This is a genomic window from Segatella bryantii (genome assembly GCF_022024215.1).
Taxonomy (GTDB): Bacteria; Bacteroidota; Bacteroidia; order Bacteroidales; family Bacteroidaceae; genus Prevotella; species Prevotella bryantii.
Map to the genome: position 1 here is coordinate 1,959,791 of NZ_CP091798.1, position 17,516 is coordinate 1,977,306.

Consider the following 17,516-nt stretch of genomic DNA (forward strand, 5'->3'; position numbering starts at 1 on the left):
ATGTTGTCGAAACGGCTAAAAAGCAGTATCTTTGCATTCTAAAAAAGAAAAAGAAAATGATAGTTTGTGTAGCAGAGAAACCAAGCGTAGCCAAAGACATCGCCAGAATATTAGGAGCTAATAATGCTCATGATGGCTATATGGAAGGAAACGGTTATCAAGTAACCTGGACATTCGGACATTTGTGCGAATTGAAAGAACCTGATGACTATACCCCTATGTGGAAGCATTGGAGCCTTTCTGCATTGCCAATGATCCCTGTACGATTTGGCATCAAACTTATTAATGACGAGGGTATCAAAAAGCAGTTTGGTATCATCGAAAAACTATATAGCCAAGCAGACGAGATTATCAATTGTGGTGATGCTGGGCAAGAAGGAGAACTCATCCAAAGATGGGTTATGCAAAAGGCACAAGTAAAGTGTCCCGTTAAGCGTCTTTGGATTTCATCCATGACAGACGAAGCCATCCAAGAAGGCTTCAAAAAACTAAAAGAACAAGACCAATATCAATCTCTTTACATGGCAGGGCTATCACGTGCCATCGGAGACTGGATTTTAGGGATGAACGCAACTCGCCTATATACCTTAAAGTATGGTAGAAATCAACAAGTATTAAGTATCGGACGAGTACAAACCCCTACGCTGGCACTCATTGTTAACAGACAAAAAGAAATCGATAATTTCGAACCAGAACCATATTGGGTACTGGCAACCATATATCGTGATACTCAATTTACTGCTACTAAGGGTAGATTTACAAGTAAAGAAGAAGGAGAACAAGCCTTTTCAACAATAGATGATAAACCTTTTGAGGTAACCTCTGTACAAAAAAAGAAAGGTACAGAAGCACCTCCCCATCTGTACGATCTTACGTCATTGCAAGTAGATTGTAACAAGAAATTCAGCTATTCTGCTGACATGACACTTAAACTGATTCAAAGCTTATATGAAAAAAAGTTTACCACCTATCCACGTGTAGATACCCAATATTTATCTGACGATATATATCCGAAATGTCCTGGGATCCTAAACGGAATAAGTCAAGCAAAAATCAATAGTCAACAGAAATATATGCCTTTAGTACGCGATTTAGCAGCTATAAACAAAAAGTTGCCAAAAAGCAAGAAGGTTTTCGATACATCAAAAGTTACAGACCACCATGCCATCATCCCAACAGGTGTACCTCCGACAGGACTCACCGACTTAGAACAAAATGTATACGATCTGATTGCCCTTCGCTTCATCAGCGTATTTTATCCTGATTGCAAATTTTCGACAACTACTGTTTTGGGAAAAGTAGAAGATATAGAGTTCAAGGTTAGCGGAAAAGAAATCTTGGAACCAGGATGGCGTGTCGTATATCAAAAAGACAAAAGCCAACAGGACGATGAAGAGGAGAAAAAACGCAAAGAAGAAGAACGAACATTACCATCTTTCACTAAAGGTGAGAGTGGTCCACATACCCCTACTCTAACAGAGAAATGGACAACACCTCCTAAATACTACACAGAAGCCACTCTTCTGAGAGCTATGGAGACAGCTGGAAAATTCGTTGAAGACGAAGAATTAAGAGCTGCCTTAAAGGAAAATGGTATTGGAAGGCCATCATCACGTGCTGGTATTATCGAAACACTATTCAAAAGGCACTATATTCGCAGAGAACGTAAAAACCTTCTTGCCACACCTACCGGTATCGAACTCATTGATACCATTCACGAAGAATTGCTTAAAAGCTGCGAATTGACTGGTATATGGGAAAAGAAACTCAGGGATATAGAGCAGCATAAATATGAACCTGGAGACTTTATCAGTGGACTGAAAGAGCAGATTAACGACATCGTTAACGATGTCCTTGCTGATAACAGTAATCGGCATGTTACCATTACAACGGATGAAGATTTAAAAAAGAAGACGCCACAAAAGCGAAAAACTACATCCAAAAGTAAGGCAAATGACAAGCAGGTATCAGACAGAGCAACACCGCTAAATACGAATCAAGCAACACTACCAACAGATGATAGTATTGTCGGGAAGACATGTCCTGTCTGCGGAAAAGGATATATTATTAAAGGGCGAAATTCTTATGGGTGTAGCGAATGGAAAGGAGGATGCTCATTCAGACTCCCATTTAAACAATAAAAATCAGAAAATAAGCGTTTCTAACAAAAAGAACATTCATGAAAAGACGCCTTTTCTCATACCTCACTTTATTGCTTATAATTATATTCAACTCTTGTGGAGCTGAATATAATCTAAAAAAGGCTGAAAAATCTTTAGCCCTTGGAGAATATTTTAACGCTGCCGAACATTATAGACAAGCATATCGTAAAGTTCCAACTAAAGATAAAAAGAAAAGAGGTGACATCTCTCTTAAAATGGCACAATGCTATGAGAAAATTAATGCTACGGGTAAAGCAAATTCGGCATACGAAAAAGCTTTCAGGTACACTTCTCCAGGACTTGACAGCGAATTGAGCTATGCACGCCAATTACTAAAAGCAGGAGCATACAAAAAAGCAGAAGGCATATTTAAAGACATTCTTGATTCCGTTCCGGGCAACAAATTGGCTAAAAATGGACTTATTTCTGCACAAAAAGCAAATGAATGGAAAAAAGCAGGTTCAAGATATACGGTAAAAAAAATGAGTGTCTTCAATTCCAGAAGAGATGACTATTCACCGATGCTTCTGGGTGACAACTATGAATATCTCTATTTCTCATCAACAAGAAACGAAACACAAGGTGACGAACTAAATGGCATTACAGGTACAAAATCTGGAGATATCTTTGTTTCCGAAAAAGACGATAAAGGAAAATGGAGCCAACCTGAGCCTGTGGGAGGTGGTTTGAATTCCATAGAGGATGAAGGCGCTTGCTGTTTTTCTCCTGATAGCAGGACCATGTACCTTACACGCTGTCAAACTGATGCGAACTATCCAAGATATGCACAGATTGTAACTTCTGAACGCTCAGATGCAGCTTGGGGGAAAACCAACGAACTTAACATTTCCAAAGATAGCCTATCAAGCTATGCTCACCCTGCAATTTCACCAGATGGCAATTGGCTATATTTCACATCTGATATGCCTGGAGGAAAAGGAGGACTTGACATTTGGCGAGTACGCATTACTGCCGCAGGTTTAGGTGGAGTAGAAAACTTAGGAGAACCTATTAATACAGCCGGAAACGAAGAATTTCCAACTTTCAGACCAAATGGTGATCTCTACTTTTCGTCTGATGGACATCCAGGATTAGGAGGGTTAGACATTTATATTGCACAAGGTGATTCAACGGCTCATTACCGCCTGTTCCATCCTGGATATCCACTGAATTCACAAGGAGACGATTTCGGTATGACTTTTGAAGGCCAACATAATAGAGGATTTTTCTGCTCAAACCGTGGAGATGCTAGAGGCTATGATCACATTTACTCTTTTGAAAACCCTGAAATTGTACAAACAATAAAAGGTTGGGTATATGAAATGGAAGGATATGAACTGCCTGCAGCACAGGTATATATAATCGGCTCTGATGGCACAAATAAAAAAGTATCCGTGAAAGGAGATGGTTCTTTTGAAATGGTAGCTAAGACCAATGTTGATTACTTATTTATGGCAACATGCAAGGGATATCTTAATCACAAAGAAGAGATTCATATTGGTGCTACTGAAGACTCTCAAGAACATGTACTTCAATTCCCACTGGCCTCTATCACAGCTCCGGTGTTGATCGATAATATTTTCTATGAGTTTGACAAAGCCAACTTGACATCGGAATCGACAAAAGCACTTGACGAGCTTGTGAATTTGTTGAACGAGAACCCAAATGTAACCATTGAACTCAGTGCACATTGTGATTATAAAGGTTCTGAAGACTATAATAAACAACTCTCACAACGAAGAGCAGAATCGGTAGTCAATTATCTCATTGCCAAAGGCATAGCCAAAGATCGTCTTACTCCAGTGGGATATGGAAAAGATAAACCAAAGACGATAAAAAAGAAACTTACCGAAAAATATAAATGGTTGAAAGAAAATGATGTACTCACAGAAGAATATATCAAGAAACTTAGTAAAGAAGAACAAGAAATATGCAATCAGTTAAATCGTCGCACTGAATTTATTGTACTACGAACCACATATAATCTGTTTGATAAAGATGGACAATTAAAAAATCCTCCTAAAGCAAAACAAAAGAAGTTCGAAGAAAATAATAAAAACGGTATCAACATAAGTTTTGAACAATGAATCTGCCAAAAGAATTTGTATCATATACTCGTGATTTAATGGGTGAAAAACTATTTTCAACCTTAGAAAAAGGATTAAAACAAGATCCTGTTACCAGTATACGAATCAACCCATATAAATTAAAAGAACGCCGCTTTCAGATTGCTAATCTGGATGAATCCGTAGCATGGTGCAAGCATGGAATGTACTTGAAGAGTAGACCGAATTTCACATTCGATCCTTTATTGCATGCCGGAGTATACTATGTACAAGAAGCCTCTTCTATGTTTCTTGAACACGTATTACGCCAAATTTTAGATGAAACACCTATTCTCATGCTCGACCTATGTGCTGCTCCTGGAGGAAAGACAACCGTTGCACGCTCCATCTTACCAGAAGGCAGCCTACTTTTTGCTAATGAACCTATCAGAACACGATCTAATATATTAGCGGAGAATATTCAAAAATTCGGGCATCCAGATGTTATCGTAACTAATAACTACCCCAAGGATTATAAAAAAACAGATCTTCTCTTTGATATTATTGTTGCGGACGTTCCATGTTCAGGAGAAGGAATGTTCAGAAAAGACCAAGGAGCCATTGAAGAATGGAGTCAGAAAAATGTAGAAAACTGTAGAAACTTACAAAGAGAAATTATTCAAGATATTTGGAATAATCTCAAAAAAGATGGTATACTGATCTACTCTACTTGTACCTTTAATGCAAAAGAAGACGAAGAAAATGTAGACTGGATAGTTAACGAACTGGGAGCAGAATATATATCTGTTGACATCGATAACAATTGGCCCATAACTCCGTCACTCATCAACGAGCACCCTGTATATCGTTTTATTCCAGGAAAGACCAAAGGGGAAGGCATATTTATGGCTGTTTTGAGAAAGACTTCTGGGAAAGAAAGAAAAGAAAAGGAAAAAGTAAGTAAAAACAAAGACACCAAAAATAAAATCAAGATAGATACAAGTTGTATTAAACAACCTGAAAATTACGAACTATGTACCGACCATGATCAAGTTGTTGCAATCCGTAAAAAATGGCTCTCAACTTATAAAAAAGCAACAACAAACCTGAAAGTAATACATGCAGGAATTAACCTTGGAACTATAAAGGGGAAAAAAATTATACCTAGCCAATCACTGGCATTGTCGTTGGAACTAAACAGAAGCTATTACCCAACAGCTTCTTTAACATACGACGAGGCTATTTCATATCTACGAAAAGAACCAGTTCCCCTACCAGATGGAACTCCAACAGGAATCATTCTCCTAACCTATCAGGATGTTCCCCTTGGATTCGAAAAAAATATAGGTAATAGGGCCAATAATCTTTACCCTCAAGAATGGAAAATTAAAAGTTCACACATACCTGATGGTAATAATAATATCATACTTTTCGAATGAACATAAATATTATAGTAGCTGTGGCACAGAATAGAGCAATCGGATACCGCAATCAATTGCTCTATTCCTATCATGAAGATTTACAAAGATTTAAATCATTAACCATAGGTCATACCATCATCATGGGTAGAAAAACTTATCAATCACTCCCCAACGGAGCATTACCCAACAGAAGAAATATCGTAGTTACCCGGCAGTCAATACAAATACCAAACTGTGATATTGCTCACTCCATACAAGAAGCTTTAGAACTGTGCAATAACGAAGACGAGGTTTTTATTATTGGTGGTGCAGAAATCTATAGACAAACTCTACCTATAGCAAATCGGCTTTATCTGACGCTCATTAAAGATACGCCAAATAAAGCCGATACATATTTTCCAGACTATTCTCAATGGAAAATTGTCCATCAAGAAGAGCATGATTTTTTTTACTTCGAAGAATTGATTCCACCTAAATCGATGACATCAACATCATCACCTTCTTCATCTGATATCTCAGGGGCATCAAGAGGTAACTCTACTATAGGAAGTTGACGATCAATTGAAGCATTAAAAGAAATAATCGTTTCACTTCTATCTAGGCCTAAAGGCTGAAGCTTATCGTGAATTATCTTCATCAAATGATGATTATTATATGCATACAACTTAATGAATAAGTCCATACCACCTGTTGTTGTATGACATTCTACAACCTCAGGAATCTTTCTCAATGCGTCTACTACGCTGTCATACGATTCTGGGTTTTTCAAATAAAGTCCTATATACGCACAGGTCTCATAACCAATTTTTTCTGGGTCAATAATAAATTCTGATCCTTTAAGAATACCCATACTTGTCAATTTTGCTACACGCTGGTGAATTGCAGCACCACTAACATTACATGCACGTGCTACTTCCAAAAATGGTATACGAGCATCTTGAGAAAGAAGCTTCAGAATCTTCTTATCTAATAAATCTAAACTATGATGTGCCATTATTTTATATTAATTTGTATGCAAAGTTAGTATAAAACTATGAAATTAGCAACTTTTTAAATGATTTTATTCAAAACTGAAAGAGTTTGCTATTTTTTAGAATTTGACGAATAGTTAATTTTTAAGGCTTTTACCTGACGTAATGCTTGTTTAACATCTGTAATGACACCCATATTGGTATTTTTATCCGCCTTTAATGAAATTGTCATTTGTTTCTGATCATCAGGCTGCATCCGATTTTTTTCTGCAGAAATGTAATCCATTACCTCTTCAACAGTGGCAAATTTATCATTTAACTGAATTCTCGTAGCATTGTTATTTATCCCATTTGTTCCAGAAATGGGTTTACCTATATAAATATATGATACAGCAGTTTTCTTTGTTAGACGAGTCAATTCGGTTCCAGTTGGTTCTACATATTTCACCTTTAGTTGCACCTTTCTCATGTGAGTTACAATCATAAAGAAGAACAAGACCGTAAATATTAAGTCTGGCAAAGACGCAGTATTCAACTCAGGTACATCATGAGAGTATCGCTTGTTAAAATTTATCATATCGCAACTCCTTTCGCATTTTCATAAGACTCAGATATACGCTGTGGACATACTTCCTTTATATATTCCTTTTGATCAGGAGTACATTTCAGATAAGCCTTACCATATTTTTTTATTGCCTTCTTATCCCGGAGAATATGATAGGCAGCCATAATCTCATTTTGAACTTGAAAATAAAGATCATAACTAGCCTGACGATCTGTTTCTATAGTGATCAGATGTGAAGCCCCTACACGGGTAACAAATGATATGACCTCATTTTTCAATTTTGAAACAGGAAAAGGGTTACCATTAACCAACAACTGATTTGATGCAGAAATATGTAATTCCATTAACTTATCTTTTTGGACTTGACTCTCCATCTGCTCCTTTTTAGGTGGTTCAGGAGGAGGCAATTGTCTAGACAGTCCTTTATCAACATCCATAGATGTTGTAACCAAAAAGAAAATCAACAGCATAAAAGAAATATCTGCAGTCGATGTCGTATTAAGTCCTGGAACGTTATGATTTTTACGCCTTATGAACATCTTGATGTGTATTCCTCCTTATATATCTTGTGGAACCAAAAACAACGGTAGCAATAGCAATAACCAATAATAATATAGATGTATAGACAAACATTCCTGACAGTTTCAAAGAGAACCACTCTTGAAACAGTTTCCCATTCACAATTACAGGTGATGTAGGAGTAAATAAGAATGTCAGTACCATTAAAACAAAAGTAACCCCCCAGACCACATAACTAATTTTAGTTGCAGGGATTCCATTTACAATCTGATCTACTTTGGTTTGAGAACGATAAGACTTTACAAAAGACCATACAACAAGTCCTATAGCAAATATAAGCATTAGCCACATCAGTGCTATGACACCATCCGTAAACAATGGTGCATTAAATGCAGGATTGTCTAAAAATGGAAGATCAAAACCTATCAAATAAAATAAAATAAAAATGAGTACAATTAATCCTACCAACACATAAAGAATATACTGGGATATCTTTTCTGTAGACCATTGTTTAACACTTTCTATTTTCATAAATTCTGCTTACGTTTAGCAATAATATCCATTAATGTAATTGCCGATTCTTCCATTTGACTATCCAGATGCTCTATCTTCGAGAGAATATAATTATAAAACATCTGAAGGATAAGAGCTACAATGATACCAAAGATGGTAGTAATCAAAGCAACTTTCATACCAGAAGCAACAATCGTCGGACTAATATCACCAGCCTGCTCGATTTGATCAAATGCCATTACCATACCAATAACAGTTCCTAAGAATCCCAAAGATGGTGCAGCAGCAATAAATAGCTTAATCCATGAACAACCTTTCTCCAAATTAGCAGCCTGAACTGTACCATATGAAGAAATCGATCGTTCTATATCATCTATTGATTCATGTATTCTTAACAATCCTTGATAGCAAATGGAAGCGACAGGTCCTCGTGTTTCACGACAAAGACTTTTGGCACCCTCAATATCATCAGCTTCTACCTTAGCTTCAATATCTTTCATCATTTTCTTAGCGTCGATTTCTGAGAGACTAAGATAAATAATGCGCTCTATACAAAAAGCTAGACCCAAGACTAAAGCTAAAGCTACCAAAGACATAAAACCAGCATTACCTTCAATAAATTTAGTTTTCAATGATTTATGGAAACTTTCACAATCCTCGTCATCACCAGCCAACAGATTAACAGAACTGGTATCGACATCTTCTGCACTAACCTCATCAATAGAACTTGTATCCTTGGCTACGACCTGAGAAACTGAATCAGACCCTTTACTAGCTACAGAGGTATTCTGTGCAGTACCAAGTTGACAAGAACAAGATAAAAGGAATACTAATGCAAGTTTTGCAATTAGACTTTTCATTTTTGGATTTAAATTAAATTTGCGGAAAGAACGGGATTCGAACCCGTGAAACGCTTTAGGCGCTTACACGCTTTCCAGGCGTGCCTCTTCAACCACTCGAGCATCTTTCCTATTCATTATCGAAAATAAAATATTTTTCAATGTAATGCAAATGTAAGAGTTTTATGATGATTTACACCACATTTTTACCGAGTTTTAAACTTTTTTTAGATTAAACGGAAATGCCAAATATACGTGCTACATTTTGGTTAGTTATGCTGGCCACAATTTCTTCAGATACCTGATAACTTGCAGCTAATTGCCGAAGTACGTTAGCAACAAAAGCACTTTCATTTCTCTTACCTCGATGAGGTGTAGGAGCCATATACGGACTGTCTGTTTCTAACACTATACGCTCCAAAGGCACGCATGCAGGAAGGTCTTCTCGTAAATGACTACTTTTAAAAGTCAATACGCCACCAATACCCAACACGAACTTATCAAACTTAAGATATTCCGCAGCTTCATTTTGATTACCTGTAAAACAATGGAATACACCGCCTACAAGATCATGCTTATATTTTTTTAAAATATGCAATAATTCATTTTGGGCCTTACGACAATGTATCATCAACGGCAATTGATACTCGACAGCCCACTTCACCATTTCTTCGAATACAATCAACTGTTCCTGCTCAAATTCACGAGACCAATAAAAGTCTAATCCCACTTCACCAATAGCAATAAAAGGAGAAGGAGAAGATTGCGCAAATGATGCATCTAAAATTTTCTTCATCTTCTTGAGCACTTCTTGATAATCACCTTTTACTTCCTCAGGCTGAAGACCAATCATCGGAAAAGTATAATTAGGATAGTCTCGACAAACCTGAAGAACTGTACTTACAGAAGGTAAATCGACAGCCGGAAGAAAGATTTTTGCCACTCCAGCCTCCTTTGCTCTAATAATAACTTCAGGGAGATCTTCTGCAAACTCCTCCACATCTAAATGAGCATGTGTATCAATAAATTGCAACACGATGTTTATTTTTAAATGAATAATTAATACTTACGATGCATCATAAGTTCAGCGAATTTCATCAATTCCATCTTACGATCTTCTGCAACATGAACTGCAGATAGAAATTTCTTACTTTGCTCAAAATAATAAGATATCTTTTCCAAAGCCAACTTATCTATGCCCATTTCATTATAGAGTTGTGTTACAGCTTCAACCTTTTCTTGTCGAACAAACTCTTTAGCCTCAACCCATCGAGTTAACTCTTTCAACTGTCGATTATCAGCTTTATGGAAGGCATTAATAAGCATATATGTTTTCTTATTAGAAACAATATCCCCTCCTACAGACTTACCAAAAACCTTTGGATCACCATAGACATCAAGATAATCATCTTGCAACTGGAAAGCGAGTCCTATCTGTTCTCCGAACTTATAAAGATTATCAGCATCCTCATCTGAAGCATCTGCTAAGATTGCACCAATCTTCATAGCACAAGCTAACAAGACACTTGTTTTCAGACGAATCATCTCTATATATTCTTCCTCCACAACATCCATACGGGTTTCAAACTCCATATCATACTGCTGTCCTTCACCGATCTCTAAAGCTGTTTCTGTAAACAATTTCAGCACCTTACCTTGATACTCAGGTTTACAATTCAGCATTCTCTGATAAGCCAAAACAAGCATAGAATCACCTGACAGAATAGCAGTATTGGCATTCCACTTTTTATGAACAGTTTCTTTTCCACGTCGCAAATCAGCTTGGTCCATCAAGTCGTCATGCAATAATGTATAATTATGATAAGTTTCAAGTGCACATGCACTCATCAATATACTTTCTGGATCTTCTTTAAAAAGATTATAAGCCAACAACATTAAAGTCGGACGAATTCGTTTTCCCCCAATAGATAAAACATATCGAATTGGTTCATAAAGAGATACAGGTTTACGATCATAAGGAAGTTTATTGAGATAGTCATTAACTTTATCTAATATCTCATTAGCTGTTAACATATGTATTGTATTTAAAAAGTTTACAAACTAAAGACTATAGGTATAGCCATCATGGTCATACATGGTTTATTATGCATAAGTCCCGGTTTCCATTTTGGCATAGCATGCATTACACGAAGCACCTCTCTATCCAAAAGAGGATTAACAGACTTAGCTATTTTTATCGAAGAAACGTTACCTTCCTTATCTACGATAAAGGAAACAACTACTTCTCCTTGTATTTTACTATTTTTTGCTTGAGGTGGATACTTCAAACTTTTGGTTATCCACTTCATAAACTCTACCATACCTCCAGGAAACTCAGGAAGTTGTTCTACAATCTGGAAATTAAATGGATTGTCAAGACTTGCAGGAGTTTGGGGAAGAGCTGTTGTTATATCTGATTCCTTCACAGCTCCCTCAACGGTTCCATGCCCAGCAGCATCTGAATTACCGACTCCATTAAGAATAGCCTCACTAATAGCGCTCAATTTCTTAGGAGTCATTTCAACCTTCTCTTGCTTTTTAATATTAGTCGTAATTGTTTTAGAAGGAGCTGCTGCCGGTTCATAACTTACCATATCATGATTATCCTGAGGCATCATCTCCAAATCCTGTGAAATATCGTCCAGTAAATCTTCGTTTAGTTCGCTACCGTTAGAAGAATTAGTGGTATATTCAAAACTAACAAACAATACAGACAACACCAAAATCAGACCCAACAAAAAGCCTGTTATTCGTTCGTCCTCTAAATTTGCTTTATTTGATTTTTTTATTTCCACACTAAAAACAATTTTTCTTCGTTATGTGTTAAACGAATTCAAAGGCAAAATTACAGTAAATAAAACGAATTACAAAAGAAAAACATTCTTTTTTATTCAAAAAGATGTATCTTTGCCTTTCAATAAAAAATACTGATGAGAAAAATTGTTTTTACCCTTCTTTCAGCATGTTACTCTTTGAGCGTTTTGAGCCAAGAGAGTCAAACCGAATATAATTTTTTAAGAGTGCCTGTAAGCGCACATTCTGCGGCCCTTGGAGGAGATAATATTTCAATAATTGAAGATGATGAGACATTCATCTTTAACAATCCTTCCCTTCTCTCATCAGTCAGTGACAAAACTATAAATTTCAACTACATGAACTATATGTCCGGAGTAAACATCCTTAGTGCATCCTTCAATCGTATAGTTCAAGAGAAAGTTTCTTGGGCGATTTCTGCTCAATATATCAACTATGGCACCATGAAGGAAACGGATGAAAATAACATCCAGACAGGTAATTTCTCGGCAAAAGATATCGCTCTTGCAGGCTATTTATCATACATGCTATCCGAACGCATTGTCGGAGGTCTCACAACTAAATTTATAACCTCTTACATTGGTGATTACAACTCTTTAGCTGTTGGCTTTGACTTGGGATTAAACTATTATGATCCAAATAAAGAATGGTCTGTATCTATAGCAGCCAAAAACCTAGGAGGTCAATTAAAAGCGTATAATGAAGACTTCGAACCTATGCCGATCGACATTCAAATAGGAGCAACCAAACGCTTACTAAACACCCCTTTTAGAATATCTACGACCTTGGTTGATTTAAACCACTTAAATTACAGTTTTATCAATCATGCAGTATTTGGTGCAGAGATTATACTTTCACCAAATATATGGATTGGCGCTGGATATAATTGTAGACGTGCCAAAGAAATGAAATTACAAAGTTCTGATGGTGAAAGTAGTCATGGTGCTGGACTTTCATTCGGAGCTGGATTAAATTTAGACAGATTCAAGTTGAATGTTGCTTATGGTAAATATCACGTAAGCAGCAGTTCATTATTAATTAATGCTGCATATACACTATAATTATGAGAAAGATAACGATTGCTATTGATGGATTTTCATCATGCGGGAAAAGTACTATGGCCAAAGATTTAGCTCGCGAAATTGGCTATATTTATGTAGATACTGGCGCTATGTACAGATCTGTAACGCTATATGCTCTTCGCCATCAATTATTCAATGAAGACGGAAGCGTTAAAACGTCTGAACTAGAGAAAGAAATGCCAAATATTAAAATTTCCTTTCAACTGAATAAGGAAACAGGACGTCCTGATACTTATCTGAATGGGGAATGCGTAGAACAAGAAATTCGTTCTCTAGAAGTTTCATCACACGTAAGTCCGATTGCTGCTGTACCTTTTGTACGTGAAGCCCTAGTAGCCCAACAACAGAATCTAGGAAAAGATAAAGGTGTCGTCATGGATGGAAGAGATATCGGTACAACCGTTTTTCCTGATGCCGAACTAAAGATCTTTGTTACGGCTTCATCTGAAGTAAGAGCACAGCGCCGTTTTGATGAATTAAAAGCTAAAGGTATGCCTGCAGACTATGATGAAATTAAGAAAAATGTTGAAGAGCGCGACTACATTGATACCCATCGTGAAGTTTCACCGCTTAAGAAAGCTGATGATGCTATCGAACTTGACAATAGCAAATTAACAATAGCCGAACAAAAAGAATGGCTTATAAGCCATTTTAACCATATTGTCAACAACTAATTAGCTTTAACAAAATCCTTATTTACCTAGAAAAGAGCATGCTTCATTGAATATTTTTGGTGAGCACGCTCAAAATATGTAAATTTGTGATACTATAATTTAGAATAAAGATTAAGTTTTTGTTTATGTTAATTACAAAAACAGATGATTATAATAGATTAAAAATTTTGAGTTAATTACTGTTTTTTAAGCGGTGTTTCTTTGAGAAAAGCGACACTGCTTATTTTTTTCTACTTCGTATTTCGAAGTATGTAGTCTCTACACTCCTCCATCAACCATTTAGGAGTACTTGTTGCACCACAGATACCTATGGTATTGACATTTGTTACCCAATTCATATCAATTTCTTCAGCCCTTTCAATCTGAAAACTATTAGGATTTACACTATGACACTCTTTGAATAATACCTTTCCATTGCTACTTTTCTTTCCTGCAACAAACAGAATAAGATCATGCCTAGAAGCAAAAGTAGCTATATTGGGCATACGATTAGCCACCTGTCTACATATTGTATCAAAACTTTGGAATACAGACTTTTTGCTGATATGATCCTGAATATAATCTATTATACGATGAAATTCATCCAGCCCCTTAGTCGTTTGAGAATACAGATAAATATCTCGATTGAAATCTAATTTTGTAACATCCTCGAACTTTTCGATTACGATAGCTTTATTCTGTGTCTGACCTACAAGTCCTAAAACTTCAGCATGACCTTTTTTACCAAAAATAACAATTTGAGCAGAGGGATTACTATCATATTGCTTTTTGATTCTTTTTTGCAACTGCAATACTACAGGACAAGTAGCATCGATTATTTCTATATGATTTCTTTGAGCCAGTTCATATGTTTCAGGTGGCTCCCCATGTGCTCTAAGAAGAACTTTAACATGATGCAAATTTTTCATTTGTTCATGATCTATTGTTACTAGGCCACGATCGTGCAACCGTTCAACCTCCATTCCATTATGAACAATATCACCTAAACAATACAGAGTTTCCCCCTCTGCAAGTTTTTCTTCTGCTTTTTTGATGGCAGTTGTTACACCAAAACAAAAACCACTTCCATTATCAATTTCTATCTGTATCATCGATACTATGCTATGCTATACTATCAATTAATCTTTAACGTTTATATGAATGATAACCTTAGAATATGAAGGATCATTAGTAATCATCAACACACGGGGTTTAGAACGAACTTTTTTAAGTTGTCGCTTTAAAGCAGTAACTTTCAATTTAGCTTTTTCACCAGGAGCAAGCTTCGTTTTATTTAAAGACATTTCAAAGCCCTCAGTAAACATTTGCATACTACGAATATCCAAATCACTTTTACCAACATTCTCTAATTCAAGCACACCCTTCAGCTTGGTCTTTTTTCCAAACGAACCTAAATCAAGCGTATTACTAGTTATTTTTAACTTTGGAGCTAACGCTTGAATTGAACTTGTTTCAGTTTCGTCAAACGCAGGAAGTAATACCGAAGAGACACTGATTTCTTTCTCCGGAGCTACTTTGTCGCCAGGATACATCCCCAAATATAAACTTGTCTGAGAGAGACCAAAATTACGCAACTTCTTTGAATCAAGAGTCAGCGAAATAATACCCGCTTGCCCCGCAGCCAATCTTGAAGGAGAAACATTTGCTGTAAGATATGGAGGCAAATGCATTACCTGAGGTAATATCTCTGAACGACCGGCATTAAAAACATGAATCTGTGCTACTGGACGATCCCCCCGATTAACATCATCAAACTCAATATCATTAACATCCAACTTCAAATCTCCTATCTGAAAAGGATAAGCTCCAGAGAAGCCTACATAATCACTAACTACAACACCTTTAAGGCGAAGAATCGTTGGATTTTCACTTGCATTACTATACAATCCTATTAATTTATCAAAATGCCCCATCAGTTTGGCATCATAGGTTACTTCTACTTTAAACTTTTCACCAGCAAGGATTGCTCTATGAGGGAAAGAAACAGATGTACATCCACAACTTTTTTTCACGTCATGTATTACCAAAGGTTTATCTCCACCATTTTTCAAATTATAAACGGCCGTAATCGGATCACGGAAAAGTATCTGCCCTAAATCAATAGAAGATTCATCTGTAACGATACGCTGAGCTTGAAGCTGAATGGATGCGAATGCCAACAGAATGGCTAAGATAATATTCTTCTTTTTCATAACTTTTGTCTTTTAAGCTATCTATACTCTACTCTTGATAAATAGTTCATACTTTTATTACTTTTGGAAACAAAAGACAAACATAACAGCCAAGAAATATAACTTCACGACAAAGATAGTAAAAACTATTGAATTAGCAAAAAAATAACTAACTTTGCATGCACTAAAAATTTGAAAGTTTCATTAAACTATAACATGGATATTATATACTTTATATTAGGAATTATCATCGGTATTATCATCGGCTACATCATTAGCAATAACAAACATCATCAACAAGAAACACAGTTGATGTCACAACGCGACATTTTCCAAACCAAACTGGAAAGCATAACGCAACAAAACCAACATGCTATAGAAAGCCTCAACAAACAGCTACAAGAAGAAAGAGAACGAAATGCACAAGAAAAAGAAGAAGCTCGCAAACTATTCTTGTATGAGAAAAATGAATTACGAACAGAGTATGTTAGACAATTAGAAATAATAAGACAACAACATAAAGAATCGCTCGAACAACAGTCCAAACTAATTAACGAACAAATTCATCATGCCTCAGAAGAAATCTTAAAACAACGCTCAGAAGAACTTTCCCAAACCAACCAGCAACAACTATCAGCTATCCTTACACCTCTGCATGAAAACATCAAACAGATGAAAGAGGCTGTAGAGAAAAACGATCGAGATCAGTCTTTATCGCTGGAAAGATTAGATGCTTCTATTAAAGCTAATCTTAAACAAGCACAGGAAGTAGGAGAACGAGCTGATAAATTAGCTCAAGCCTTAACAAGCGAAAACAAGACTCAAGGTAATTTCGGTGAACTTCGTTTACGTCAGATTCTCGAAAATATGGGACTTGAAGAAGGCGTACAGTTTGAAGAACAATATACCATGAAAGATTCTCATGGCAACTTTATTAAAAACGATGAAAGCGGCAAAAAACTTATTCCTGATGTTATTCTTCATTTTCCGTACGACAGAGATGTCATTATCGATTCCAAAATGTCGTTCAAAGCTTTTGAAGATTACTATAATGCAGACTCTGAAGACGACAAGAAAGATGCATTAAACAGACACCTCACTTCTGTAAGAACCCATGTTGTCGAACTGGCACGCAAGCAATATAACAATTATATACAAGAAGGTCATCAAAAATTAGACTTCGTGTTTATGTATGTATTTAGCGAAAGTGCCCTACAACTAGCACTAACAAATGATCAAAACTTATGGAAATGGGCATATGACCAAGGGGTTGTCATCTCAGGAAGTCAAAACCTGTACATGATGTTAAGGGTTTTGGAAATGACGTGGAAACAAGTAAAACAGGTGGAAAACCAACAACGAATTATGGATACTGCCAACTTAATTATAGACCGCATTCAAATATATTATGAGCGACTTCAGGATGTAGAAAAGCAATTCGACAATACACGTAAAGCCTTTAATAAACTCAATACTATAACAGCTCCAAACGGTCAGAGCATAGAAACTGCCGCCAATAATTTACTCAAATATGGCGCAAAAGAAAATCCCAAACGAAAATATAAATTATCAAAACAAAATAAACTCGAAAATATTTCCGAAACCGAAGAAGAAATGAATGCCAACCAGGCTTAAAATATCTTCTAAAACCTATTCACGAGTACCAAAAGATGCCAAATTGTCTTACCGGCAAGACAATTTGGCATCTTTTATACAATGGCTTATTTGTTGCCAATCCCT

The 17,516-nt window shown here is 36.3% G+C and carries 17 protein-coding genes and 1 tRNA gene; 7 read left to right on the forward strand and 11 right to left on the reverse strand.

The genetic code is table 11. From position 1 onward, the window contains the following. The first annotated feature begins 56 nt into the window (after window positions 1-56). Genes L6471_RS12270 through L6471_RS12285 form a run of 4 tightly spaced genes read left to right on the forward strand, consistent with a single transcriptional unit; the run spans window position 57 to window position 6,182 of the window. Entirely contained in the window at window positions 57-2,141 is a 2,085-nt protein-coding gene (locus L6471_RS12270) for a DNA topoisomerase 3 (protein WP_006282052.1), read from the forward strand. Window positions 2,142-2,179: 38 nt separating this feature from the next. Continuing rightward, window positions 2,180-4,249 carry a PorE family type IX secretion system protein gene (gene porE, locus L6471_RS12275; protein ID WP_027453292.1) on the forward strand — a complete coding sequence of 690 codons (2,070 nt, stop codon included), beginning with the start codon at window positions 2,180-2,182 and terminating at the stop codon, window positions 4,247-4,249. Further along, entirely contained in the window at window positions 4,246-5,646 is a 1,401-nt protein-coding gene (locus L6471_RS12280; protein WP_006282054.1) for an RsmF rRNA methyltransferase first C-terminal domain-containing protein, read from the forward strand. The genes porE and L6471_RS12280 overlap by 4 nt, the downstream gene beginning before the upstream one ends. Beyond that, window positions 5,643-6,182, forward strand: coding sequence for a dihydrofolate reductase (locus tag L6471_RS12285; RefSeq protein WP_074549343.1), 540 nt, complete (start codon window positions 5,643-5,645; stop codon window positions 6,180-6,182). Before L6471_RS12280 ends, L6471_RS12285 begins: the two co-directional genes overlap by 4 nt. Here L6471_RS12285 and L6471_RS12290 read toward each other — a convergent pair. The 9 genes from L6471_RS12290 to L6471_RS12330 all read right to left on the reverse strand — a co-directional run bounded on the left by L6471_RS12290 (window position 6,077) and on the right by L6471_RS12330 (window position 11,830). Further along, window positions 6,077-6,622 (reverse strand): Lrp/AsnC family transcriptional regulator, encoded by a 546-nt coding sequence (locus L6471_RS12290; protein ID WP_006282055.1) that lies wholly within the window; start codon window positions 6,620-6,622, stop codon window positions 6,077-6,079. The two genes, L6471_RS12285 and L6471_RS12290, sit on opposite strands and share 106 nt — an antisense overlap. A gap of 89 nt (window positions 6,623-6,711) precedes the next feature. After that, window positions 6,712-7,176 carry an ExbD/TolR family protein gene (locus tag L6471_RS12295; protein ID WP_173651743.1) on the reverse strand — a complete coding sequence of 155 codons (465 nt, stop codon included), beginning with the start codon at window positions 7,174-7,176 and terminating at the stop codon, window positions 6,712-6,714. Continuing rightward, window positions 7,173-7,703, reverse strand: a complete 531-nt coding sequence (locus L6471_RS12300) for an ExbD/TolR family protein (protein WP_006282057.1) — start codon at window positions 7,701-7,703, stop codon at window positions 7,173-7,175. Before L6471_RS12300 ends, L6471_RS12295 begins: the two co-directional genes overlap by 4 nt. Next, window positions 7,687-8,214 (reverse strand): hypothetical protein, encoded by a 528-nt coding sequence (locus L6471_RS12305; protein WP_027453295.1) that lies wholly within the window; start codon window positions 8,212-8,214, stop codon window positions 7,687-7,689. Before L6471_RS12305 ends, L6471_RS12300 begins: the two co-directional genes overlap by 17 nt. Further along, window positions 8,211-9,056, reverse strand: a complete 846-nt coding sequence (locus L6471_RS12310; protein ID WP_006282059.1) for a MotA/TolQ/ExbB proton channel family protein — start codon at window positions 9,054-9,056, stop codon at window positions 8,211-8,213. The genes L6471_RS12305 and L6471_RS12310 overlap by 4 nt, the downstream gene beginning before the upstream one ends. Window positions 9,057-9,078: 22 nt before the next feature. Then, window positions 9,079-9,166 (reverse strand) — tRNA-Ser (locus tag L6471_RS12315). Window positions 9,167-9,267: 101 nt separating this feature from the next. Further along, the gene (locus tag L6471_RS12320; protein WP_094448853.1) at window positions 9,268-10,068 is read right to left on the reverse strand and encodes a TatD family hydrolase; all 801 of its coding nucleotides are present in this window, start codon (window positions 10,066-10,068) and stop codon (window positions 9,268-9,270) included. A 26-nt stretch (window positions 10,069-10,094) separates the two neighbouring features. Beyond that, complete coding sequence (locus L6471_RS12325; protein WP_006282061.1) at window positions 10,095-11,069, reverse strand: polyprenyl synthetase family protein; 975 nt, start codon at window positions 11,067-11,069, stop codon at window positions 10,095-10,097. A gap of 20 nt (window positions 11,070-11,089) precedes the next feature. Next, a complete protein-coding gene (locus tag L6471_RS12330) occupies window positions 11,090-11,830 on the reverse strand; it encodes an energy transducer TonB (RefSeq protein WP_173651744.1) in 741 nt (246 codons plus the stop codon). A 135-nt stretch (window positions 11,831-11,965) separates the two neighbouring features. Here L6471_RS12330 and porQ point away from each other — a divergent pair, with 135 nt between their 5' ends. Then, window positions 11,966-12,910, forward strand: a complete 945-nt coding sequence (gene porQ / locus L6471_RS12335) for a type IX secretion system protein PorQ (protein ID WP_006282063.1) — start codon at window positions 11,966-11,968, stop codon at window positions 12,908-12,910. Window positions 12,911-12,912: 2 nt separating this feature from the next. Further along, window positions 12,913-13,605, forward strand: a complete 693-nt coding sequence (cmk, locus tag L6471_RS12340; protein WP_237797418.1) for a (d)CMP kinase — start codon at window positions 12,913-12,915, stop codon at window positions 13,603-13,605. 230 nt (window positions 13,606-13,835) lie between these two features. Here the strand turns inward: cmk and L6471_RS12345 are convergent, their stop codons facing one another. Then, window positions 13,836-14,696, reverse strand: a complete 861-nt coding sequence (locus tag L6471_RS12345) for a 4-hydroxy-3-methylbut-2-enyl diphosphate reductase (protein WP_006282065.1) — start codon at window positions 14,694-14,696, stop codon at window positions 13,836-13,838. A gap of 27 nt (window positions 14,697-14,723) precedes the next feature. Then, entirely contained in the window at window positions 14,724-15,797 is a 1,074-nt protein-coding gene (locus L6471_RS12350; RefSeq protein ID WP_074549347.1) for a DUF1573 domain-containing protein, read from the reverse strand. A gap of 171 nt (window positions 15,798-15,968) precedes the next feature. On the opposite strand from L6471_RS12350, the gene rmuC reads away from it, so the two are divergent. Further along, window positions 15,969-17,411, forward strand: a complete 1,443-nt coding sequence (gene rmuC / locus L6471_RS12355) for a DNA recombination protein RmuC (protein WP_143007236.1) — start codon at window positions 15,969-15,971, stop codon at window positions 17,409-17,411. Window positions 17,412-17,516: the final 105 nt, after the last annotated feature.

Coding starts and splice junctions, on each gene's coding strand:
- L6471_RS12290 (WP_006282055.1), bottom strand. CDS start 6,622: ATGGCACATCATAGTTTAGATTTATTAGATAAGAAGATTCTGAAGCTT.
- L6471_RS12310 (WP_006282059.1), bottom strand. CDS start 9,056: ATGAAAAGTCTAATTGCAAAACTTGCATTAGTATTCCTTTTATCTTGT.
- L6471_RS12350 (WP_074549347.1), bottom strand. CDS start 15,797: ATGAAAAAGAAGAATATTATCTTAGCCATTCTGTTGGCATTCGCATCC.
- porE (WP_027453292.1), top strand. CDS start 2,180: ATGAAAAGACGCCTTTTCTCATACCTCACTTTATTGCTTATAATTATA.
- L6471_RS12285 (WP_074549343.1), top strand. CDS start 5,643: ATGAACATAAATATTATAGTAGCTGTGGCACAGAATAGAGCAATCGGA.
- L6471_RS12270 (WP_006282052.1), top strand. CDS start 57: ATGATAGTTTGTGTAGCAGAGAAACCAAGCGTAGCCAAAGACATCGCC.
- L6471_RS12300 (WP_006282057.1), bottom strand. CDS start 7,703: ATGTTCATAAGGCGTAAAAATCATAACGTTCCAGGACTTAATACGACA.
- cmk (WP_237797418.1), top strand. CDS start 12,913: ATGAGAAAGATAACGATTGCTATTGATGGATTTTCATCATGCGGGAAA.
- L6471_RS12280 (WP_006282054.1), top strand. CDS start 4,246: ATGAATCTGCCAAAAGAATTTGTATCATATACTCGTGATTTAATGGGT.
- L6471_RS12325 (WP_006282061.1), bottom strand. CDS start 11,069: ATGTTAACAGCTAATGAGATATTAGATAAAGTTAATGACTATCTCAAT.
- L6471_RS12295 (WP_173651743.1), bottom strand. CDS start 7,176: ATGATAAATTTTAACAAGCGATACTCTCATGATGTACCTGAGTTGAAT.
- L6471_RS12305 (WP_027453295.1), bottom strand. CDS start 8,214: ATGAAAATAGAAAGTGTTAAACAATGGTCTACAGAAAAGATATCCCAG.
- L6471_RS12345 (WP_006282065.1), bottom strand. CDS start 14,696: ATGATACAGATAGAAATTGATAATGGAAGTGGTTTTTGTTTTGGTGTA.
- porQ (WP_006282063.1), top strand. CDS start 11,966: ATGAGAAAAATTGTTTTTACCCTTCTTTCAGCATGTTACTCTTTGAGC.